We start from the raw sequence: 21,650 nt of genomic DNA, 5'->3' as shown, positions 1-21,650 counted from the left end.
CCTTTGTTCTTTAAGAATTTTCAAGGTTTTACATACTGTTCAGTTTTCAAGGTTCTTTGTTGTTGAATGCTGTCGTTTGTTCTCAGCAGCAACTTTTATATCTTATCACAGTTGCTTTTGTTTGTCAACAACTTTTTTCATTTTTTTGAATTTCTTTTTTTGAACCGCTGCTCGTTTTCAGCAGCTTGAATATCATATCATAACTCTCAGTCAGTGTCAACACTTTTTTCAAATTATTTAAACATTATATTCAATAGGTTCTTTTCAAAAATGAAAACGGAGAAAGAGGGATTTGAACCCTCGCGCCGGTTACCCGACCTACACCCTTAGCAGGGGCGCCTCTTCGGCCTCTTGAGTATTTCTCCGCAGTTATTACTTAATACTATTTAGTTCTGCGCATTGGACATGCTCATGTCGAGCGCATTGTCAATTATACTAAATAAGATTTGGGTTGTCAAGCCTGTTTTTCCAGATATTTTTATATATTTTCATTAATCTTATTTTGTATCCGTTCATGCACTATATCTGCGATTTCTACCGTCTTTAGTCCCATATATTGTTCATATGGAATCGGCTCCAAATAGTGAACCTGAACTGTTTCCTTCTTAATAGAAGAAACGCCAAACGGTTTATAGCTGTCAATCAGCGCAACGGGTACAATGGGACACCTGGCATTAAACGCGCTTTTAAAGGTTCCCCCTTTGAATTTCAATATCTGATTCCCTTCCCTGCTTCTGGTTCCCTCGGGGAAGATAACATAATTGTTGCCATTTTTCACGTCTTCAGTCATCTGATTAATAATTCGCAGAGATTCCCGGATATCCTGGCGGTCCATCGGAATTCCTTTTAAAAGCTCCAGAACCTGTTTGACCAGAAAAACATTGGAAACCTCTTTCTTAACGACAACGCTGAGAGGCCTTGGGCATGTGTCTATAATCGCAAGCATGTCGAACAGTCCCTGATGATTGGGAAAAAGAATAAAACCGTCCTGAGCCGGGATGTTCTCCTCACCGTATCCCGTCACATTGACACGGCCCGTCTTATTTACCTTTCCCACAACGCCTTTCAGATAGTTATACCGTTCCTCCTGTGTATGAGTGTCGCTCTTGCGGCCCATCTTCCATATATTAAACATCCACCACGGAGCTCTGAAAATGTTTCTTAAAACCATATATGTGATTCGATTCATGATGTCCCCCTGTCAGTCTTAATCACCGTCTTACCGTTTCAGCCTGGCCATGGCAAACATGCTGCCCAGACAGCCGGATAGGATTCCCACGGCCGCGCAGGCGCGCACGACTCCCGGAAATACGGACGGAAGCGGTAAAAGGCGTATCCCTTCCCCAAATAGATGAAACTGTGTAACCGCAAATTCTGTTCCCCAGCGGTATGTAAAATATAAAAGTACTATGGGCAGGACCATACCCGCAATTCCCATAATCAGTCCCTCAATGATAAACGGGATCTTAATAAAAATGTCCCTTGCTCCCATCAGCAGCATCGCCTGGGTCTTCTCCCTCTGTGCCGCTATTCCGATCGCCAGCGTATTATAGATCAGCAGCACCGACATCAGTACAATGACAACGACACTTCCAAACGTAATTGTGGAAATGGCAATTTTCATTTTCAGTACCGCCTTTACCGTGTCCGCCGAGTTTCTGACACTTCTGACTCCGTCCAACTGCCCTACATAGGCCACAAATTTCTCCTGGCTCTCCACATCTTTTAAAAACACCTTATAGTTGTTGGAGTGTTCCAGCGGATTATCCTCCTCAAACACGCCTTCCAGCAGGTTTTCTCCTTCGTAATATGTGTCACGGAATGTATTCCACGCCTCCTCCGAAGAAGTGTAGACCGTATTAGTCACTTCCGGGCGTGCCCGGAGCAGTTCCCCGATTTCATCCACGCGCCCGGCAGGCACATTATCATCGAAAAATATTACAACCGCCACGTCTTTTTCCGTGTTCCTGATGGCCGTGTTGACATTGAGTACGACCAGGTAAAAAAGGCCGAACAGAAAGATGCAGACCGTCATCGTGACAACCGATGCGATCGTATATACCTTATTTCTCCATGTGTTTTTAAATCCCAGCCTGCACAGGTATGAAAATGTCTTAAGGCTCATAGAAATATCCTCCCCGTTTGCTGTCCATTATCACCTTGCCGTGCTGAAGTGTAATTTCCCGTTTCTGCATCCGTTTCACGATATCCCGGTTGTGGGTCACTACAATGACCGTTGTACCTGCCTCATTGATCTTCTCCAGGAGCCACATGATCTCAGCCGCATTTTTCTGATCCAGGTTGCCTGTCGGCTCATCGGCCAGTATCAGGGCCGGTTTATTCACAATCGCCCTTGCCAGGGCCACACGCTGCTTCTCTCCACCGGATAACTGATCCGGATAATTCTTAATCTTCCGTTCCAGCCCCACCCTGGTGAGCGCCGTCATCACCTGTTCTTTTATCTGCGCCGGAGGCGTCTCGTTGACCATCTGGGCAAATGCCACATTTTCATATACATTAAAATCAGAAAACAGTTTAAAGTCCTGGAAAACAACGCCCAGAAAACGTCTGTAGCGGTATACCTGCCTCTGTTTCAACTGACTCAGCAGAATTCCGTTTACCGTAATTTCCCCTTCCGTCGGTTCCGTCTCCTTCAGGATCAGATCCAGAAATGTCGTCTTACCCGCACCGCTGTCTCCCAGGAGAAATACAAACTCTCCCTTTTCTATTGTCATGTTTACCTGCTTTAAGGCCTTCTGCCCCGTCTGGTAAACCTTACTTACCTTATCAAAAACAATCATGTTGTTTTCCATCTTCATCCATACCCCGTATGCCGATCATCCGTCAGTGTTTACCTCCGTCCGTCTTCTTCTTTAGATTATATACGAAAGCGAGAATTCCCGCCACTGTCTGGTAAAATTCTTCCGGAATTTCCATGTCCAGCTCCACATTTTCATACAGTCCGCGGGCCAACGGCCGGTTTTCCATTATATAGACGCCATTCGCCTCGCCAATCTCAACAATCTTAAGCGCTACACGGTCCGCTCCCTTGGCCACCACACGCGGCGCGCGGTCCTGATCCGTATTATAGGAAAGAGCCACCGCAAAATGGGTTGGGTTTCTGATAATCACATCCGCTTCCGGCACCTTCTGCATCATTCTTCTGGATGCCATCGCCCTTTGTTTCTGGCGGATCATGCCTTTTATCTGCGGATCTCCCTCCGTCTGCTTATACTCTTCCTTCACATCCTGCTTGCTCATGCGCATATCTTTTTCATACTCCCACCATTGGAAGAGAAAATCAAATACGGCAATAAAGATAAAAATCGCGCCTACGGTATTTACCATCGACGTCATCGTGGAACCGACATAGGCAATCGCCCCCGCCACGCTCCCATCCATCAGACGCGCGAATTCGTGGAGCCTGTTTTTCAGCACATCAAAAATAATCCAGGTTAGAACCGAGACCTTAATAAGCGCTTTCAGCAAATCCACCATAGAACGTATGGAAAACAGCCGCTTCATTCCCTGGATTGGGTTCATCTTGCTTGCCTTGAATTTAATCGCATCCATGGAAAACAGCATCCGCGTCTGGGCGGCTGTCGCAGCAACCGCCGCCAGGATACTGAGTCCGGCAATTGGAAGTATTGTCTCGATAAAAAGCAGCATCCCCTTGGACAGCTTGTCCCCTACATTGGCGGGGTTGACCGGATAGGATGTTCCTGCATAGGAGAAGAAAAGACTGACGCACTTCCGTATATTTTCATACATAAAAGGAGCCAGCAGTTTCAGCCCATTAAAAAGAACCAGGAGCGATACCACCGCAACGATATCCTGGCTCTGAAATATATGTCCTTTTTTCCGTTCATCCCTCCGCCGTTTGGGAGTGGCTTTCTCAGTCTTCTCGTCTGCAGCCAAACAGTATCCCCCCTCTCATATCAGAACAGTGTCAGAACCTTCTGCATATCCTCCATCAGACTTACAACATAACGGTCTATAAATTCGCCCAAAGGCTGTGCAAATAACATCATCAGTAGAATACCGGCTGCGATCTTGGTCTGGAGATTGATGACAAATACATGTATCTGGGGGATCAGTTTCATCAGAATCCCCATCGCCGCTTCCAGTATGAATTCAGCCGCCACAAATGGCAGCGCCAGTTTTGCCACCAGAATAAACACGGAATGAAAAAGGGTGAGCACATACGCCGTGACCCGCGGTAGCAGAATCATATAAGCGCCCACCGGTACCACCTCATAAGAATAGGCAAAGAGTTTGATCATGACCAGATAGCTTCCGGTTGCAAAAAAATAGAGTACAAACAGCACATTCAACATCTGGCCCCAGGTCGACGCCTGCACGCTGCTAACCGGATCCATGACCTTCGCCATGGACAGGCCGAATACCGTATCCAACAAATCACCGGCCACATAGAGCATATAGTAATAAATCTGGAATACCATCCCCATCAGGAGTCCGATTCCCAGTTCCCGAATCATGGCAAACACCATATCAGTCGGTTCCAGCGCCGCCACTGCCGCCCCATCCTGCAGCGGAGCCAGCAGAAGACTCACTGAAAAAACCAGTCCCACCCTGGCCATCATCGGTACATTTTTTCTTGAAAATATCGGGTTCATCCACAGGAGGGCTCCCATCCTGACAAATACAAGGAGAAAGACATCCAGATAACTGAGAATTTCATCCATAATCATCACCCTCTACAGCCCGGCCATGAGGGAAAAAATGTGCTGCACAAATTCCGTAAAGACCCCCAGCATCCAGGAACCGGTCACCAGAAGCACAATCGCAATTACGATGAGCTTCGGCACAAAGGTCAGGGTCTGCTCGTGAATCTGCGTCGCCGCCTGAAAAATAGCTACAATAAGTCCTACCACGATACTGACAAGCAAAAGAGGTCCGGCCATCTGAAACGCAACCAGCATTGCTTGTTTTAATACTTCCATTACTTCCGATGTCGTCATCTTCTTACCTCCTGTCCGGACTGCCGTTTCGTCCGCTTTATCTGAATCCCTGCACCAGCGTCTTGATTACCAGGTCCCAGCCGTCTACCAGTACAAACAGCATCAGCTTAAACGGCAGCGCTATCATTGTCGGCGGCAGCATCACCATACCCATCGACATCAGGGTGCTGGCCACCACCAGGTCAATAATCAAAAATGGAAGGAAAATCAAAAATCCCATTGTAAATGCCCTGTTCAGCTCACTCAATATAAAGGACGGCACAATCACAATCAGATCAAGTTGCATATAACGCTCCGGCCCTTCAACGCCTTCCAGCACCACCGGATCCGTTTTGGAAATCTGCATGAACAGATCGAGGCTCTTCTTCTCCGTCTGCTTCAGCATAAACTCCTTCACCGGAACCTGCGCGCGGTCAAAGGCCTCCTCCCTGGCTATCTCCCCGCTCCGGTACGGCTGGTATGCCTCCGTATTCACCTTTGCGATTACCGGGGTCATGATAAAAAGCGTAAGAATCAGCGCCAGCCCGACCAGAATCTGGTTTGGCGGCGACTGCTGTGTTCCCAATGCATTCCGCAGAAACGAGAGCACAATAATAATCCTTGTGAAACTCGTCATCATGATAATAAACGACGGAACCACCGCAAGGAACAGGAAAAGAAACAGCACATCCAGAGAGTCCAGGGAATTGGCTCCGTTTCCATTGTCATACTGGATCGAAAAGCCGCCCGCATAGGATGTTTTATAAAATGAAAAAACAAAGACCGCCGTCAGGATCATCAGACCGGCAGCCGCCATCATTTTTTTCTTTAATTTGTGCACCTCTATCTGCTGTTCCATCATCTGTATCTCCCCTGTATCTGTATATCAGTTTACGTTCTTTTGTCCTTATTCCGCTCTTTACAAATCCGGCCCTTTCCCGTTCTGCCGGTCTCTTAGCTGCTTTGCAAACACCGAAGTGAACGAAGAGGCGGCTGTCTTCCCGGCATCCGCATTCTTCGCCGGATCATAGGAATCCAGATCACAAATCTTCTGTATTCCCGACGGGGATACCCCCAAAACCATAAATGTTCCCTGTATTTCCACAACAAGAAGGAAACTGTCCCTGGCAACCGCTGTCCGCTCCCATACGCGGATACCGCCCGAGTCCTGTTTCCTTCCCATCCCATTGCCTACTAATTTTGTCGTATAATATGCCAAAAACAAGATGGCGATCAATACTATAAAATATAAAACGAGTTTTACTGCCGTCATAGCTATTCCTTCTTGCCGATAATTTCCGTGATTCTGGCGGCAAAATTGTCATTGGATACCAGCACATCCCCTCTTCCGATCAGGATCCCGTTAACCACAACATCCGCCGGCGCGCCTGCCTGTTTGTCCAGCATCAGCACCTGGCCTTCCTGCATATCGAGGATATCCTTCATCTTGCAGACAGCTCTTCCGATCTGCACCGAAATATTGAGGGAAATGTCTCGGATCTTTTTCCGGTCCTCACCGATATCCGATACCGTGTTCTCGGTCTCCTCCATCTTAAACTCCGGAAATGATACGGTCTTCACTGAAATCGGCCTTTTCTTCCTGTTTCTTTCCTGAACATCCTGGATGTCCTGACCAGAGACGCCCTGGCCGTCTTCCCTGGTTTCATCTTCCATGGATGCAAAGAGTCCGTCCGTTGTAATCTTGTAGAACTCCGCCTTCATCACGTCTTCAATTTCCAGGCCAAAGCGGACAAACTGAAGAATCCCGTTATTCCAGTCCCTGAGTCGCTGCTCTATATCCCGTGCGCTCTCCGACATTATCAGCTCTCCGACCGTGCCCGTCTGCTGGACGTTTAGAAGCGTCTGAAGCTGGGCCTCCTCGATCCGGATACACTGGGACAACACTTCTTTAAACGTGCTGAGCGCCACTTCATCCAGAGGATTGTAGGCATCCGCGTCGACTCCCATGATAAAATTGGTGATGCGGCTTACCGTCTCTTTTTCAAATATGTAGAGGTTCCGTATCTGTTTCTGCCCTGCCGCCCGGTCCTCCTCCACGGCCACGGTGCTGCGCGGAAGTTCGAGTTCCAGCCCTTCCGGTATAATGCGCCGTACTTCCCTGCATTCAATCCGGGACTTTCTGCCCAGAAGCTGTTTTAATTTATCCCCCATCATCAGGGTAATCGCGTTCATCATCTCTAACGCCGCGTCTTTTTCGATTTCAGGCATGAGCCCCGTCCCCCTGTTTATAAAATCTTACTGATCTGAACTGCTTTTCTGAGTTTCGTGTGACCGATTCTGGCCTGAAAACAATTCTTATCCTCCACATACAGCTCCACATCACTGTTAATCAGTTTGGTCAGTGGAATGACATCCCCTGCCTGTAGCTCTAAAATATCCTGGGCATCCAGTTCAAAATCATGCAGAACCGCCCTCAGCTCCACCTCCGAGTCCAGCAGATGCTGGGTAATCGAGGTGCGGCGCACCAGGCTCTTCTCCTGATCCTGTTTCCTTACGCCAACGGCAAATTTATAGCCGAATTTGGAGGTAAGCTCCTCCACGTTGGATGCAGGCATCACAAGATGCATACGGGTCGATAAGTTATTGACATTCACCTCTATCTGGACGATAACGGACACATCTTCCGGCGCACTGAGCTGCAGCAGATGAGGGTTCGTCTCCAGACCGGTCAGCGTTGCCTGCATTTCAATATAGCCGTTCCAGGCATCGTCCATAAGTCCCGTCATTTTCTTCAGAATAAATTCCAGGATTGCTTTCTCAATGTCTGTGAAATCTCTCTGGAATTCATATTCCGTGCCGGGTCCGCCGAGCAGCCGCTCGATCATAAAAAATCCCAGGGACGGTTCAATCTCCAGGATTAGAGGAGCTTCATTATAATCTTTGTTCTCCGGCATCAGGCTGATAATGCCAAACAGGGACTGATCCTCGATCTGTCCCGCATATTCCTGATACCTTTTTTCTTCTATATTAATAATATTTACTTCGCAGTACGCCTGTAAAAGTCCGGTAAGATAAGTAGCAAGAGACCGTGAAAATCCATCGTACAGATTTTCCACGGTACTCATACGCTCTTTTGTAAACTTTTTAGGAGATTTAAAATCGTACGATTTAATCACTGGTTTTCTCCCCTTCCTGTTCTGAATTCTTAGCACCGGGTACATCAAAGGGTGATACCGGATTAAATATCTCCGCATCTTCTTCGGCCACATCGGACATCTGGAAATCCTGTCCCAGAATAATCATGTCGACGCGCCGGTTCTGCTCCCTGCCTTCTTTTGTGGTGTTATCTGCGATCGGGTAGTATTTGCCGTATCCTCTGGTGATCATCTTCCTGGGATCCACCCCGGCCTTTTCCTCCAGATAAACCGCCACATTTGCCGCCCGTTCGGATGAAAGGAGTCTGTCGTTCACCAGCGATCCCGCCGATTCCGCCGTGTGGCCGTTAATGTAGACCGCACTGATCTCCCCATTGTCTTCCCTGAGCATCGTTCCTATGTAATCCAGCGCCGACTTACTGTTATCAAGCAGTACGGAACTGTCCGGACCAAACAGAAGGTCATTCTTGAATCTCAGATACATATAGTTCGCCCTGCTGGTTACGCTTACCTGGATATTCTGATCATCCATGTACTGCTGGACGCTGCTTGCCATGCTCTGCATCTCGGTAAGAGGCTGATCCGTCGGTATCCCGTTCGGCACCGAATCCTCGCCGACCGACGGATACTTTAGGTCGGGAGGCACGTCGTTCAGTTCCACGTTTGTCTCCAGCCCCAGCTTCTTCTGCATCGCATTGGCGATCTGTTCCAGTTTTGTAATATTAACATTTGATATACTGTAGAGGAGAACAAAGAACGTCAAAACCAGTGTGATCATATCCGCATACGTATTCAGCCATTCCTGTGTATTCTCTTCTCCGCGTTCTTTTCTCTTCACTGAGATTTCCTCTCTTCGTCAGTCACTCTGTATCTGTAACTATTCAGTACCTTCATAAGTTACCGCCTTACAACGCACAGAAACAGCAGAAAATGCTGTTTCGCGCCGGCTAAACCCAGGATTTCATGCAAAAAATGCCTGCTGCCTTATTTCCCAATATCGAGCGCTTTCAGCGTCATGCTTTTGGCAATATTGAGGGCAGTGACATTGGCCTCGTAGGCACGGGTCGCAGCCATCAGATCGACCATCTCCTCCGCGCTGTTGACATTGGGCATCATTACATAGCCGTCTTCATCGGCGTCCGGATGGGTCGGATCATATACCGGTACAAAGGGATTCTCACTCTCGACAACCTCTTCCGCGATTACGCCTCCGCCGCCGGACGTAGAGAGCGCCCTGTTAAGCTCTGACTTAAAATCCATCTGCTGCTCTCTGAACACTACCTGTTTTCTGCGGTAAGGACCTCCGTCCTCCGTCCTGGTGGTTCTCTGGTTGGCGATGTTCTGCAGAATAATATCGGTTCTGAAACGCTCCGCAGTGAGTGCGGAACCTGTAATATTAAGTGAATCTAAAAAGGCCATCATACCCTCCCCGGCTCATTATTTACCCGTATTGTTGATCACATAGCGGAGCGTTGAAAAACGCCCGGAAATCCGGTTGGTGAGTGCGGAATACTGTACGTAATCCTTCCACATCTCCAGCTCTTCCGCTTCTACCTGTACATTATTGCCGTCCGGCCTGGCCTCCGTCTGGTCATCTTCGCTGAGAACCGGCTTATACTGAAGTTCCGGCTTTCCCGTCGCCTCCGACTCCCGGAGCACGCGCTGGAAATCCAGCTTTTTTGCCTTAAAGCCAGGTGTCTCCACGTTGGCGATATTATGGCTGTGGACCTGTTGTTCCATCCATGTCTGATCCAGCGCATTACCCAGCGCCCGGATCGACGGGTCTTCAAATAGAGACATTCTTTTACCTCTTATTATCCTTCTTTACACGCCTTTTGCGCTCTGTGACATCCGCACCTGCCTGTCGGCCTGGGCAAATGCATCCTTTAATTCCTCTACCATGGGCAGAATCTCCTGAATCTGCTCCGCGTCGTTGTTTATATTCGCCTGCACGATGGAATAGCTGAAGTATTCATAAAGGGAGGAAAGTCCCTTCGACACCTCGTACTGAGGATCCAGCGTCGTGCTTAGATGGGTTACGATCGCTCTGGCCTTCTTCAGATGTTCATTTCTTCCCGCTATATCTTTTTCTCCAATGCAGATTACCGCCTTGTTCAGGCGGGAAATAATCTCTTCATAGAGCAGTTTGAGCATATCGCCCTGGGTCATTGTCATGACTGACTGCTCTTTATATTTTGCGTATGGATTTTGCATACTGACCTCCGTTATGTAAACTGACTTCCTGATAAATCAGGAGAACTGCTGGGAAAGCCAGGAGCTTTGACTGTTCATGTTGGAAATCGCCTTTTCCATCTCGGTAAACTGCTTCCAGTAACGTGTTCTCTCGTTCTTATACTTTGTATTAAGCTTTGTGAGAGTTTCCGAAATCCCCTTCAGCTCATAATAAAGAGAGTTACTGGTTTCCATAACATCCTTGGCGCCTGCATATCGAACCAGCAGACCCGGACTGCCGCTGCTGGCATTCGCAGCTTCCTTGACCACTTTCTGAAGCTGAACTGCAATTCCGTTATCCTTATCGGTAAACATCTGCTGAATTTTATCCAGATTAGTGGAAAGAGCGCTTTTCAGCTTACTCTCATCGAGAATCAGTTTTCCGTTGTCCTTATAGTTACTGGATGCCTCGATACCAATGTCATAGAGCGCGAGACCCGCACTGCCGATTTTCTGGTACATGACACTTCGCATATCCTGCAAAAACTTCGATATGTTGGTATCGTAGCGGAGCAGGCCCTCTTTGGCTTTCTCCTCCCACTTTTCGATCTCTTTCTCGGTCATCTCTTTCTTCTGATCATCGGTTAACGGCGGATATTTCTGAAAATTCGCCTTCGCATTAACCTGCTCATTCAGCTCTTCTATAAGGCTGTTATAGTCGTCTACAAAACCTTTCAAACCTTCTACTATTTTATCAGTATCCTTAGAGGTAGTCAAGCTAATTGGACCGTCCCCAGCGCCTGTAACGGCCTTTAACTCAATGGTAATTCCATCCAGATCGAAGCTGTTGGTGTTTCGCTCAATTACATTGCCGTTTACCACAATCTGAGCATTCTCGCCCTGCTGTATTGTTTTTATGTTCAAATGGTCCGGATCTCCCTGGAACTGGTTAAAATTCATCTGGTCATTCACGAACAATGCTTTCATCACATCCTTGCCCGTTCCTCCGGACGTAATAGAAATAGGCTGGGTAATCCCGGAAATTTCAAGCTCTCCCGTAGTATCGTTAAATCCGACCGTAACAGGATCCCCACCGTTCTGAGCCGTCAGCTCCTGTTTCATCCGGTCCATTAAATCCTGTATGGTCATATTTCCGTTTACTGCAATCTGAGTGCTTCCCACATTAATGGTAGCGCCTGCGTCCACAAAGTTCTGGTTCTCAATCAGCATGCCCAACTTTGTATTGGAGGTAACCGCCATCTGTGTCTGACCGTCGCTGAATCCTAACTGTCCCGTAAACATGCCCTCTATATTTTTTTTGCCAAAGCTGACTTGATAACCGGCCTTTGAAACAAGTTCAAACTGACTATGATCCGCATCAACGGACGTCATTTTTACTTCGATTTTATTATCACCGGCACCGTCCACACCAAACGTGGCGGCAAGTGACTGGTTCAGCGCGGTTACGTAATCGCCGGCGCTGGTATACCCGCCTTCCTTAAAAGGAACCCGGACCGAATAATCTCTTCCATTTACATTGAATGAAATAAGGGAGTCCTGCAATTTAATGCCGTCTAATGCGGTCTGAAACAGGTTATTGTCGATAGGAGCTCCCGTGATGGTATCCGTATTTCTAAGTCCCTTACTGGTTCCAAACACACCGTCCTCTCCATTCGTTGTTCCGCTTGCCAGCCCAAACATCGCAGTCATCAGGTTTCCCTTGGACTGGGTAATTGTAATACCCGAAATATCTCCGGTGTTAGACGATTCCAGAACAAATTTATCATCGATGGAGGAATAGGTAAGGCGCACTCCCGCCTCACTATTATTAATACGGTTAATAATGTCTCCCACCGTATCCTCGGATGTCGCTTTAATCTCCGTACCGTTAATCGAAAACACGAATTCCCGCCCCTGAAGCGCGGTACTGAACGGTGAATTGGACAAATACGTATTATAATTCAGTTTATTTGTACTTCCGCTTGCCATCCCCATATTGCTCAGGACATTTTCCGTTACGACATCAGAACTATCACCAACCGTCGTACTCTGTAAGATAATCTGATGGGTGGTTTTGTTTCCCCCAGCCTCATCGTTAAACTTAAACTTTAGGATGTCCGTGCCGGATGGAGACTGAATATCAGCCTGGATGGTTCCTCCAAACACTTTTTGGAGCCCTGCATTTATACTGCCCTCTACTCCCGCTGCGTTGGCGGCTCCCTTGAATTTGATTGTCTTTTTCACTCCGTCGAGCGTCAAATCAAATGCATATTCCTTATCAGGATCATTAAAAGCGCTCACATTAATATTGCCTTCCAGTTGATTCGACAGCGTATGGCCGTCTATTGTTGATCCTTTATATGCCCGAGCCAAACGTTTAACACTGTCTATTACCACATTAGGAGAAGCCGTGGACTTTGCAGAAACCACCTTTACCGCCCCGGAGGAGCTCGTTCCGGTCATTACATTATAAAAACTGCTGCTGAGAAGGTTCGTATTTTTTGTGCCGTAGAAAGAAAAATAATTGTCGGCAAAGCTGTTAATCTTGGTAATTACATCTCTGTAAATTTCCTGTTTCCACTCAATCTGCTGCTTTTTTGCATTCTGCTTATCAATTTTGGCCTGCGTGCCCGCCAGCAGTTTTTCTACCATATCTTCGGTATCCAGACCTGACGCCAGACCGGGCATAAAATTCGACGTTCCGTTTGGACTAATGCTGTTTGTGGATGATGCCATATTTATCTCCCCTTTATTCTACGAAAAGCCGAAACGGCGGTTATCGTTTTTTATCGTAAAGCACCCCTTTGGCTGCCTGAATTCCCATGTTATTCATATATCCGGTAAATTTGGAGTTGGTTTTATTCTGTTTAATCCGGTCCCGCAGGACGGACATCATGGATTCCATATTTCTGCTGATCTGCGGTTCCATATTCCTGATGCGGGTGATAATTCCAAAGAGTTCCTGACCGGCTTCAAATATTTCTCTTTGTTCCGGCCGCAGATCTGAATAATCGCAAAGATTCTTGGAAGCCTGGAGCAAAAGACCGCCTTCCCCGCTTCGTCCAGCCGTCTCCCTGATTTTTCCGTCGAGTACGTCAATCTGCTGTTTTAACTGCTCACGTTCCGATACACTCTCTATCATTAAGTCTATATCTTCCGACGAATCCGTCATCATCTGCTCCGTCACCGACTCATAGCGTTTGAACAGTCTTGCTTTTTCTCGCAGGAGTTCCGTTATCTCTTTCTCAATCTCCATCTGGTTCCTCCGTGTTCCCCTCCTGGTTGGAAGCGTAGAGGTTCCGGGTGAGCTGGAATACTTTCAGCAGATCTACTTTATCCGCAGCCTCCTTATTGTTTTCTACCGTGAGGTAAAGCTCCGTCCTTGTAATCTTCATATTTTCCGGAGCGCTGATTCCGATACGCACCTTATCACCCTTGACTTCTGTGATAAAAATCTCTATTTCATCCCCTATTTTAATAGACTCGCCCTTTTTTCTTGTTAAGATCAGCATACCGACTCCTCACTCTCCGGACCGAATACTGGCTTGCGAATCGGGTAATCCTGGTCCAGTATTACCTGCATGGCAAGGTTCGTCTTGTGGTTGATGATAACCGGACTTTTCATATTGACTGTCGACTGGCGGAATGTCTCTCCAATTACGGCAATCACCCAGCAGTCCAAATCATCCTTTGGAGACGCCTGCAGCGTGAGCAGCACATCCTGCATGACAACCGGGGCATAGTCCCTGCATACCTGAAGTGGATTCATAAGGATAAAGCAGACTGACTTCTGTTCAATCGACTGAAGCCAGCAAATCCCGTTTCCCATATTGGAATCTGTGACCAAAACGTACTGGGTATACTCCTCAAAGCCATAGATCGGCTGCTTAAATGTAATAATATTATTGTCCTTAATCTCAACGATTCCAAAATCCCGCGTCTCTATGTTCATATACTCTTCCTTCCAACCGCTCTGCCCGCCGGTTCGTTTTCATCCCAGATTCTAGCGTTCCGCCTCATAACCAGGCGCGGCGCTCGGCGGAACATACATAGGATCTCCCATATACTCGATTTCCACCTTAGGATACTGTTCCACATTAATCGCCAGCTCTCCCGGTACATAATTTGTCTTTGCATTTTTTATATCCGCCTCAAACTCAATGCTGGACGGAGTGTATTTCATTTCCAGACTCCCCGGAGTCCAGCTTATGTCCGGCGGCGGAAGCGGCATTGCTTCCAAATCCGTACGGGGCTGCATCTGTGACGACATCTGCATGCAGATAATATCCGGTATGTTCGCCCCTTTCTGTATCTGGGCCATTTGATTTCCCACCTGCACATAACGGGCCGTGGCGTCCTGCGCCGCCGCTTTCCCCTTATCTGCCTGGTAGGCCAGAAAATCCTGACTCGTCCTGCGCCCCAGACTCTGGCGCTGCTCATACGTATCGATATTTACTTTGATATTCTGGGAATGCATCTGTATACTTCCCGGTGTCTGTTCCATATTTACGTGCGGCGACGGCAGCTGGGCTTCCAGTCTCGCTTTCTGGGACGTCATCGACAATTTAATCGGAGTTGACGTTATTTTTAACACGTTCATCATAATAACACCTCTTCACCTGATCATTATTTCATAAAATCAAAAATTGACGCCGGTATGATATTACTGCCAAGCTGTAAGGTAACCATCCATGCCATTTCATAATTTTTATTTTCGGTAGCCTCCTGTTCAAGCTTTACGCCCTCCAGGCTCTGCTGGCTCTCCTTCAGGTTGATCTGATTTGTCTCAAGACGGTCCTTCGTCCTCTCAAGCAGTTTTTCTCTTGTTCCGATCTCTGTAATCGAGTTGGAAATACTTGACGCCTTATCTTTTAACAGTTCCGCTGTGGCGATAGCGCCGTCCTTATCACCGGCCCTGAGCTGGTTTTCCAGCTTATCCATCAGGCTGTAGACATTATTGGGGTTACCGTCCCCGTCTGTGCCATATCCGAGAACATCCACACCGGAGGTCGAGATCTTGATTCCTGTTTTGGCCCCGGTACCGGTCTGGCCGTTGATTCCAAATCCTATATCCAGATAGACGTCCTCATTGTTTTTAAAGTCGCCTGCAGATGTTGCCGTGTCTACGGGAGTTCCGTTAAACAGAAGCTTTCCATCCGCAGAAATTGTAAAGGGGGCCTCGCTGCCGGACCCGGAAAACAGGTACTTATTGGCGTAAGTAGCGTTCATGGTCTGGAGCATCTCGTTTTTCTGGCCGTTAATCTGCTCTGCAAGGATCTCAAAATCCTTCTGATCCTTTGGACCGCCTGCACTGGTCGCAGTCTCATATGCAGAAGTCGCAATGGACTGAATCACCATAATGTTGCCTTCCGCCGATGTCAGTTCCCCGGATGCATTATCAATGGTCCTGATATGTTCCTCCGTCCTTGCAAGCTGGTCGCGGATGACAAATGCGCGGGCTGCCGAGGAGGTGTCCTCAGAAACATGGTTAAATGAACGCTCCGATGCCAGACGCATATTTGAAGCGGCCAGATTACTTATATTGCGCTGCAGGTTCGTGTTATAATTCGCCAGCAGCATATTATCCGTGATTCTCATAAAGTGTTCCCCTTCCTATCCCGTTATCTTCCCACCAGTCCTACGCTGTTGATAAGAATATCCAATTGTTCGTCCATCGTAGTCATCAGCCTGCCCAGCGCCTGATAAGCCTTATTATACGACATCATGTTGACGCCTTCCTCGTTCAGGGACACGCCCGACTGAGACATCCGGTCCGTATCCACGCTGTTGGCAGTTGCTACACACGATTTCAGCCTGGCATCATTCGTACTGATCTGAGTACCCAAAGTCGTTGTTACATGTGTCACGTATTCGTAAAAGCTTCCGTTAAATTCTCCCATCTGAAGATCATCGTCAAGAAGCTTTTTCATGCTTAATATATTGTCGGTCGCCATCTGGCCGCTCGGATTGTTTTTCTCAAGCAGATAAGAGGCGTCATTCGCCCACACGTCGCTGATTGAAATATTTCCCGCCGTCACATTGCCATCCTCGTCCCCCTGTAAAAGTTTCTTATATGTATCAGGAATCTTCGGGTCCGCCGTCTGGTAGGTCTCCGGAATAATCCGGTTAAATACCTCTGCCAGTTTGGATGCCATCGTATCCAGCTTATGCTGATAATAGGGAATTCCCTTATTTAAACTGTTGTCACCGGTAAGAGCTTCATTGTAACTGCGCAGGGAACCGGTGGGAAGAGCCACCGTCCTGTTATCTCTATTCCACTTCATGCTCACGCCGTCATCCGCCAGCTTGATGGAATCATTCCAGAAATTGCCGCCTTCAGAATCCACAACGACCTGACCGTTAAATTTAACCTGGATACTGCCGTCATTTTTGTTAGAGACTTTGACGTCGCCGTACCTGGCAAGCTCATCAAGGATAACGTTTCTCTGATCCAGAAGATCATTCGGCCCGTATACCACACCGTCATAATCGGTATTTAAAAAGACTTCGTGCGTAATCGTCTTGTTTAAATCGGTGAGCTGGGCCAGCTTTGTATTGATATCATTGACCGAAACACTGAGATCGTAAATCTGGCTCTCCCTGATTCCTTTCAGTTTCGTATCGTACTCATTCAAAACCTGGGTCAGACCCATGAAGGAATTCATTACAATATTGGCATGGGTTTCATCCTGGGGATTGCCGCTGAAATCGGAAAGCGCCTGTGATATCATCTTTAAGGCATTCTGGATTCCGCTGCCGTCCACTTCCGGATCACTGAGCGCCGCCTGTATTTCATCGAGAATAACCGCACTCTGGTCATAGTATCCTACATCGCCATATTCCTGACGGAATTTACTGTCCAGAAATGAGTCTCTTATCTGGGCCACGCCTTTCATATCCACACCCTGTCCGGCCAGAGGAATTGAACTGCCTGCAAAGCGGTCACTTCCATATACCTGAACCGTTACGGTATCGAGCCGCTGCCTGGTATATCCCTTTGTCTTAACGTTAGACACGTTATTTGCAATAATATCAAGGGCTTTCTGCTGTACCATCAGCCCGCGTTTGGTTGTCTCCAACCCCATAAATGTCGGTCTCAATTGAGCCACTCTCCCATCTTAATATAAGGTTTCTGCGTTCCTTATCCCTGTATTCTATATCTTCTTTTCAAACATATTCCGTCTGGAAACCGCATCCGGTTTATAAACGCCGCTTCCCCCGCCCGATAGTCCGGATGTTTTAACTCCCATTCGTAAAAGCTCCGTCTGGGCCATCTTTACCGCTTTTTGATTGATAAATTTGACATTATCCACCGCTTCCGTAAGACGGCTGTACAGATTGACAAGCTGCTTTCTGTCCTCACCATCCGTGCGTTCCAACAGTTCTTTGAATGTGCATCCGGCAAGTCCCAGCGAGTCCATCAGTTCCTGCCGTCTCTTCTCCATATTTTCCATCTGCTTATCGGCAGCCTGCTGGATAACAATAGTCTCCTCTATTTGTTTTAATTCCTTTGTGGAAAGGTTCTCCAGCTTCTCCTGCTGTTTTTCCTCCAACTGCTCAAAAAATTCGGTGTATTCTTTCAAAAATTCAATCAGTTCCTTCACCCTGTTATCCCCTGTTCTGTATATTCTGCCGATTTATAATGAATTCTGGAATCCTGACATCAGGCGTTTGGCAATTACTTCTGCCGATACCTGATAGCTTCCGTCCTGTATCTGTCCCTTCAGCTTTGCAATCCGTTCCGGAGACGCTCCTTCTTTTATTGATTGGGAAAGTGTTGAAGAGATTTTTGCAGCCTCCTGCTTTTTCATCGCATCACTGCTGATTCGTATCTCGTCATTCCGCATTCTGCCATCCGCAGATGCCGGAACGGATACATTTTTATCCGTGCTTTTACCCGCCGCCACCGTGCTTTGGTATACTGCCATATTTCTCGTCACTTTTACATCCATCCGCGTTATCCTTTCTGGTTTGACCGTTTTATTATCTATAGACGTGATTATTATTCTTTTCCTAATTATGTTATCGAATCTTTTTCGAAAAACTTTAGTCTATTTCGGATTTATTTTTATAATTTTTCTCCGGTATTTCCGGCGTTGTATATTCACTGTTTTCCTGATATAATGATCACTAAGAAAAATGTCGAATTTACTCGTTAAGGGGGTACTGTAATGGCAAAGACCATCGTCCTTTCCAACCAAAAAGGCGGCGTTGGAAAAACTACGTCTGTTAACGCACTGGCCGTTGGATTAAAATCCCGTAATTATAAAGTTCTTGCCGTTGATCTGGATCCACAGGGCAATCTTACCTTCAGCCTGGGAGCTGATGCGGACAGCAGCGCAACCATCTATGACGTACTGAAAGGGGAACTGAAACCGCGATATGCCGTGCAGAAGGCCCCATTGACCGATACCATAGCGTCAAACATCCTTCTCAGCAGCATTGAACTTGAATTCACCGGAGCTGAAAGAGAATATTTGTTAAAGAATGCCCTGGCGCCGCTTCAGTCTCTGTATGATTATATCCTCATCGACTCACCGCCCGCACTCGGTATCCTAACCGTTAACGCCTTTACTGCGGCCGACTTTGTCCTGGTTCCCATGCTGTCCGATATTTTCAGCCTGCAGGGAATTACTCAGCTAGCCGAAACCATTGAGCGTGTAAAAAACTACTGCAATCCTGCCATTAATGTTCTGGGTATTTTTCTCACCAAACATAATCCCAGGACCAACTTCAGCCGTGAAGTGATGGGGACGGTGGGCATGATTGCGGAAGATCTGGGGATCCCGTTTCTGGATACCTACATAAGAGAGAGTGTTGCCCTCCGGGAAGCACAGTCGCTGCAGCAGTCAATTCTTCAGTATGCTCCGAAAAGCAATGCTGTGAAAGACTATGAAAACCTGATTGATGAGCTGATAAGGAGGGGGTTATAGTCATGGCAAAAAGCAGAACTGAAATCGATAAAGATATGATGTACAGAAAAATCATGCCTACTTCGGCAAAGAGCAACCGCAGCGCCGGTGCAGATGAACACAGTATACCGGCGCCGGGCGGCGACTCAACGCGCACGCGTCCTGCTGCCGGCCTGCAGCTTCCCGAATCACAGGACATGGTTCTAATCAATCTGATGGAGGACCTGGTCATCTCCCGCCTGGAGAGTACGCTGATGCGGTTTAACTGCTGTAAGTGCAACAAATGTAAGAAGGATATTGCTGCTATCGCCCTGAATAAGCTGGCCCCTCGGTATGTGGTGATGAAACAGAATGACAACACGAAGAAGGCTAAGGCCGAAGAGGAATTCGGCTCTACCGTAACCGGTGCGCTGGTGCAGGCGATTATGCTTGTAAAAAAAGAACCGAGGCATTAAAAGGGCCTGGTCCATCATACTCTGAATGAATTCCGATTCGTCAGGTAAGAGACGGCCAAGCCGATAGCAGGAGATGAGTAATGACGAATTTGAATACCAACCAACCCCTGGTTCAGCAGACTTTATCCCTGATACGGACATTGGAAGAAAGCTGTGAAGAACTTTATAGAGTATTAAGCACGGAATCACCTGCTTTGCCTCCCTCAGATACTGAGTATCACTGCCAGATGCTCTTTAATGATTTAGGTGTGGGAATATCCTGCCTGCTTCAGTACAGTTGCTCCCTTAAAAGTCAGATGGAACATGCCTGCTTCGAAGAGATGGCATTTAATATCGACTGTGCTTTATGTACTATTATAGACTTAATCAACCAGGATCAAATGGACCGTGTGCTTTATCACTTAAAATTTGAACTTTATCCCTTCCTCCAGGAGTTATGGGAAGAAGTTTATTTCTGGGGCCTGGTTTACCCCGATCCCAGCCATATGGAGTCCTATTATCTGAACGAATTCGCACCGCATCATGCCAGTTCACTCATCGATAAAGGAGAAGAGACTGAATTCAGGTACAAATTTTCCTTTTTTATCCCTGTCTTTAATAAATTGGAGTACACAAAAGCGTGTATCGACAGTATTAGAAAACACACCAATTTAATAAAATATCCCTGCGAGTTTATTCTGCTTAACGACGGTTCCGATGATGGTTCTCAGGAATATTTTGAATCACTGAAACTGAATGCGGATAAGAAAATTATTTATCTGAGAAAAAATGTAAAAACAGCAATATTCTCTCTGGCAATGAGGGTCTGTGAAGGCGAATATCTTCTGTTTGTTAATAATGATACCCTGGTAACTAAGGGCTGGCTCGATAATCTCCAAACATGTATAGAATCCGATCCGTATATTATCAGTGCCTCCCCGTGTACACCAAACACCTCGAATCTGCAGGGTGACCAGGAAGGACGATACCCCTATGCATCGCCCGAAGAAACAATAAAACATAAAAACTGCTCCAAACCCGAGCTGTGGGAAGAACGCTCCCGGCTTATGCCCGCCATTGCAATGTACCGTACTTCACTTGTCAACCGGATTGGCTTCGCGGACAGGCTGTTCTATACCATGGAATTTTGGGATGACGATTTCAGCTTGCGCGCCCGGAGGGCCGGCTATAAACAGATACTTTGCCGTGATACCTATTGCTATCATTTCGGTAGTGTTACCGGTAAGGACGGGCAGATATATGAAAATACTCTGGAAAAAGGGCGGTCATTGTTTCTGCTGAAAAATCACACGGATCCCTGGGAACGTGATTCCTGTTATGATTACCGTCTTACTGATCTCTTAAATAAGGCGGGCGGCATCATATCAAATGACAGCAGTTATATGCTTCTAGGTATTGACTGCGGTTACGGTGATACGATCAGGAAGATTAAAAGTGATTTGAAGAAAACCTTACTTTTATCCGACGCCTCCGATATTTCAGTCTTTACAGCCTATACAAATGAGGAGGATCAGCTCTACCGTGAAGATTTGAAATCTTTTTCCAACCACTGTATCATCGACTCTGATATCGGAAGAATCGATCACCAATTGACTGAACACAGTTTAGACTGTATCTATCTTGGAAGGCCGCTGGAGTTTTATGAACATTATGAGTCAATTCTGAAACTTGCGGAACGCACTCTGAAAAGAGGTGGTTTCCTGATTTTCTCTATGACAAATGTTTATTATAAACCTTTTTTAGAAAGCTTTTTAACCTTGTCCTTCCCCGAACATCTGGAGTCTGTCAGATTTATAAATCTTTCCTCCCTCCAGAAGCGCCTTAAAAATTCTTTCTCAAGAATGGACTGTGTTGCCCAAACTGAGGTATTGCCTGATGCTGAGGAATTTTCCTCAAAGCATATGAGCAGAATCGTAAATCCCTCCATTTTACCGCTGCTAACTGCCAGGTCTCTAAAATTCTGCTGTAAAAAGTAACAATTTGAAATATGCAAAAAGGCTGTGAGTTTAAGATTGACTCACCGCCTTTTCTTTA

26 protein-coding genes and 1 tRNA gene are annotated in these 21,650 nt (G+C 46.9%); 3 read left to right on the top strand and 24 right to left on the bottom strand.

The window, feature by feature from the left end; genetic code table 11:
- Positions 1-277 precede the first annotated feature (277 nt).
- From QZT18_RS12160 to QZT18_RS12045, 24 genes are all read right to left on the bottom strand, one after another.
- A tRNA-Ser gene (locus QZT18_RS12160) sits at positions 278-365 on the bottom strand.
- Between the two features lie 113 nt (positions 366-478).
- Positions 479-1,189: a 1-acyl-sn-glycerol-3-phosphate acyltransferase gene (locus QZT18_RS12155; RefSeq protein ID WP_294148268.1), complete on the bottom strand. Its 711-nt coding sequence runs from the start codon at positions 1,187-1,189 to the stop codon at positions 479-481.
- A 30-nt stretch (positions 1,190-1,219) separates the two neighbouring features.
- Positions 1,220-2,125, bottom strand: coding sequence for a permease-like cell division protein FtsX (locus QZT18_RS12150; protein ID WP_294148267.1), 906 nt, complete (start codon positions 2,123-2,125; stop codon positions 1,220-1,222).
- Entirely contained in the window at positions 2,115-2,801 is a 687-nt protein-coding gene (gene ftsE, locus QZT18_RS12145) for a cell division ATP-binding protein FtsE (RefSeq protein WP_366925866.1), read from the bottom strand. Before ftsE ends, QZT18_RS12150 begins: the two co-directional genes overlap by 11 nt.
- A 43-nt stretch (positions 2,802-2,844) precedes the next feature.
- Positions 2,845-3,918 carry a flagellar biosynthesis protein FlhB gene (flhB, locus tag QZT18_RS12140; RefSeq protein ID WP_294148266.1) on the bottom strand — a complete coding sequence of 358 codons (1,074 nt, stop codon included), beginning with the start codon at positions 3,916-3,918 and terminating at the stop codon, positions 2,845-2,847.
- A 20-nt stretch (positions 3,919-3,938) separates the two neighbouring features.
- Positions 3,939-4,706 carry a flagellar biosynthetic protein FliR gene (locus QZT18_RS12135; protein ID WP_294148265.1) on the bottom strand — a complete coding sequence of 256 codons (768 nt, stop codon included), beginning with the start codon at positions 4,704-4,706 and terminating at the stop codon, positions 3,939-3,941.
- Positions 4,707-4,718: 12 nt separating this feature from the next.
- Positions 4,719-4,982: a flagellar biosynthesis protein FliQ gene (gene fliQ, locus QZT18_RS12130; RefSeq protein ID WP_125141485.1), complete on the bottom strand. Its 264-nt coding sequence runs from the start codon at positions 4,980-4,982 to the stop codon at positions 4,719-4,721.
- A gap of 37 nt (positions 4,983-5,019) precedes the next feature.
- Entirely contained in the window at positions 5,020-5,823 is an 804-nt protein-coding gene (gene fliP / locus QZT18_RS12125; protein WP_294148264.1) for a flagellar type III secretion system pore protein FliP, read from the bottom strand.
- Positions 5,824-5,880: 57 nt separating this feature from the next.
- Positions 5,881-6,234, bottom strand: a complete 354-nt coding sequence (locus QZT18_RS12120) for a flagellar biosynthetic protein FliO (protein ID WP_294148263.1) — start codon at positions 6,232-6,234, stop codon at positions 5,881-5,883.
- A 2-nt stretch (positions 6,235-6,236) separates the two neighbouring features.
- Positions 6,237-7,190 carry a FliM/FliN family flagellar motor switch protein gene (locus QZT18_RS12115; protein WP_294148262.1) on the bottom strand — a complete coding sequence of 318 codons (954 nt, stop codon included), beginning with the start codon at positions 7,188-7,190 and terminating at the stop codon, positions 6,237-6,239.
- Between the two features lie 17 nt (positions 7,191-7,207).
- Positions 7,208-8,098, bottom strand: coding sequence for a flagellar motor switch protein FliM (locus QZT18_RS12110; protein ID WP_294148261.1), 891 nt, complete (start codon positions 8,096-8,098; stop codon positions 7,208-7,210).
- On the bottom strand, positions 8,091-8,915 hold the full coding sequence (locus tag QZT18_RS12105; RefSeq protein ID WP_294148260.1) for a flagellar motor protein MotB: 825 nt from the start codon (positions 8,913-8,915) through the stop codon (positions 8,091-8,093). Before QZT18_RS12105 ends, QZT18_RS12110 begins: the two co-directional genes overlap by 8 nt.
- Positions 8,916-9,061: 146 nt before the next feature.
- Positions 9,062-9,496: a flagellar basal body rod protein FlgC gene (flgC, locus tag QZT18_RS12100; RefSeq protein WP_294148271.1), complete on the bottom strand. Its 435-nt coding sequence runs from the start codon at positions 9,494-9,496 to the stop codon at positions 9,062-9,064.
- Between the two features lie 18 nt (positions 9,497-9,514).
- Positions 9,515-9,877 carry a flagellar basal body rod protein FlgB gene (gene flgB / locus QZT18_RS12095; RefSeq protein WP_294148259.1) on the bottom strand — a complete coding sequence of 121 codons (363 nt, stop codon included), beginning with the start codon at positions 9,875-9,877 and terminating at the stop codon, positions 9,515-9,517.
- 24 nt (positions 9,878-9,901) lie between these two features.
- Positions 9,902-10,291 (bottom strand): flagellar export chaperone FliS, encoded by a 390-nt coding sequence (fliS, locus tag QZT18_RS12090; RefSeq protein WP_294148258.1) that lies wholly within the window; start codon positions 10,289-10,291, stop codon positions 9,902-9,904.
- Between the two features lie 36 nt (positions 10,292-10,327).
- On the bottom strand, positions 10,328-12,985 hold the full coding sequence (fliD, locus tag QZT18_RS12085; protein WP_294148257.1) for a flagellar filament capping protein FliD: 2,658 nt from the start codon (positions 12,983-12,985) through the stop codon (positions 10,328-10,330).
- 40 nt (positions 12,986-13,025) lie between these two features.
- The gene (locus QZT18_RS12080) at positions 13,026-13,505 is read right to left on the bottom strand and encodes a hypothetical protein (protein WP_294148256.1); all 480 of its coding nucleotides are present in this window, start codon (positions 13,503-13,505) and stop codon (positions 13,026-13,028) included.
- Positions 13,495-13,761: a carbon storage regulator CsrA gene (gene csrA / locus QZT18_RS12075; protein WP_294148255.1), complete on the bottom strand. Its 267-nt coding sequence runs from the start codon at positions 13,759-13,761 to the stop codon at positions 13,495-13,497. The genes QZT18_RS12080 and csrA overlap by 11 nt, the downstream gene beginning before the upstream one ends.
- Positions 13,755-14,201, bottom strand: coding sequence for a flagellar assembly protein FliW (locus QZT18_RS12070; RefSeq protein ID WP_227031284.1), 447 nt, complete (start codon positions 14,199-14,201; stop codon positions 13,755-13,757). Before QZT18_RS12070 ends, csrA begins: the two co-directional genes overlap by 7 nt.
- Before the next feature lie 51 nt (positions 14,202-14,252).
- Entirely contained in the window at positions 14,253-14,852 is a 600-nt protein-coding gene (locus tag QZT18_RS12065) for a DUF6470 family protein (RefSeq protein ID WP_366925865.1), read from the bottom strand.
- 23 nt (positions 14,853-14,875) lie between these two features.
- Positions 14,876-15,847: an FgL, flagellar protein gene (locus tag QZT18_RS12060; RefSeq protein ID WP_294148254.1), complete on the bottom strand. Its 972-nt coding sequence runs from the start codon at positions 15,845-15,847 to the stop codon at positions 14,876-14,878.
- A gap of 23 nt (positions 15,848-15,870) precedes the next feature.
- Positions 15,871-17,349, bottom strand: coding sequence for a flagellar hook-associated protein FlgK (gene flgK, locus QZT18_RS12055; protein WP_294148252.1), 1,479 nt, complete (start codon positions 17,347-17,349; stop codon positions 15,871-15,873).
- A 54-nt stretch (positions 17,350-17,403) separates the two neighbouring features.
- Positions 17,404-17,853, bottom strand: a complete 450-nt coding sequence (gene flgN / locus QZT18_RS12050; protein WP_294148251.1) for a flagellar export chaperone FlgN — start codon at positions 17,851-17,853, stop codon at positions 17,404-17,406.
- A gap of 33 nt (positions 17,854-17,886) precedes the next feature.
- Positions 17,887-18,201: a flagellar biosynthesis anti-sigma factor FlgM gene (locus QZT18_RS12045; RefSeq protein ID WP_294148250.1), complete on the bottom strand. Its 315-nt coding sequence runs from the start codon at positions 18,199-18,201 to the stop codon at positions 17,887-17,889.
- Positions 18,202-18,420: 219 nt separating this feature from the next.
- Between QZT18_RS12045 and QZT18_RS12040 the strand changes: the two genes are divergently transcribed.
- From QZT18_RS12040 to QZT18_RS12030, 3 genes are all read left to right on the top strand, one after another.
- Complete coding sequence (locus QZT18_RS12040) at positions 18,421-19,182, top strand: ParA family protein (RefSeq protein ID WP_294148248.1); 762 nt, start codon at positions 18,421-18,423, stop codon at positions 19,180-19,182.
- Positions 19,183-19,184: 2 nt separating this feature from the next.
- Positions 19,185-19,616: a late competence development ComFB family protein gene (locus QZT18_RS12035; RefSeq protein ID WP_294148247.1), complete on the top strand. Its 432-nt coding sequence runs from the start codon at positions 19,185-19,187 to the stop codon at positions 19,614-19,616.
- An 80-nt stretch (positions 19,617-19,696) separates the two neighbouring features.
- A complete protein-coding gene (locus QZT18_RS12030; protein ID WP_294148246.1) occupies positions 19,697-21,592 on the top strand; it encodes a glycosyltransferase family 2 protein in 1,896 nt (631 codons plus the stop codon).
- Positions 21,593-21,650 lie beyond the last annotated feature (58 nt).

Source organism: uncultured Clostridium sp. (genome assembly GCF_900547735.1).
In the GTDB taxonomy this organism is placed as follows: domain Bacteria; phylum Bacillota; class Clostridia; order Lachnospirales; family Lachnospiraceae; genus Otoolea.
The sequence above is the reverse complement of the archived record's forward strand: the minus strand, read 5'-3'. Positions and strand labels throughout refer to the sequence as shown.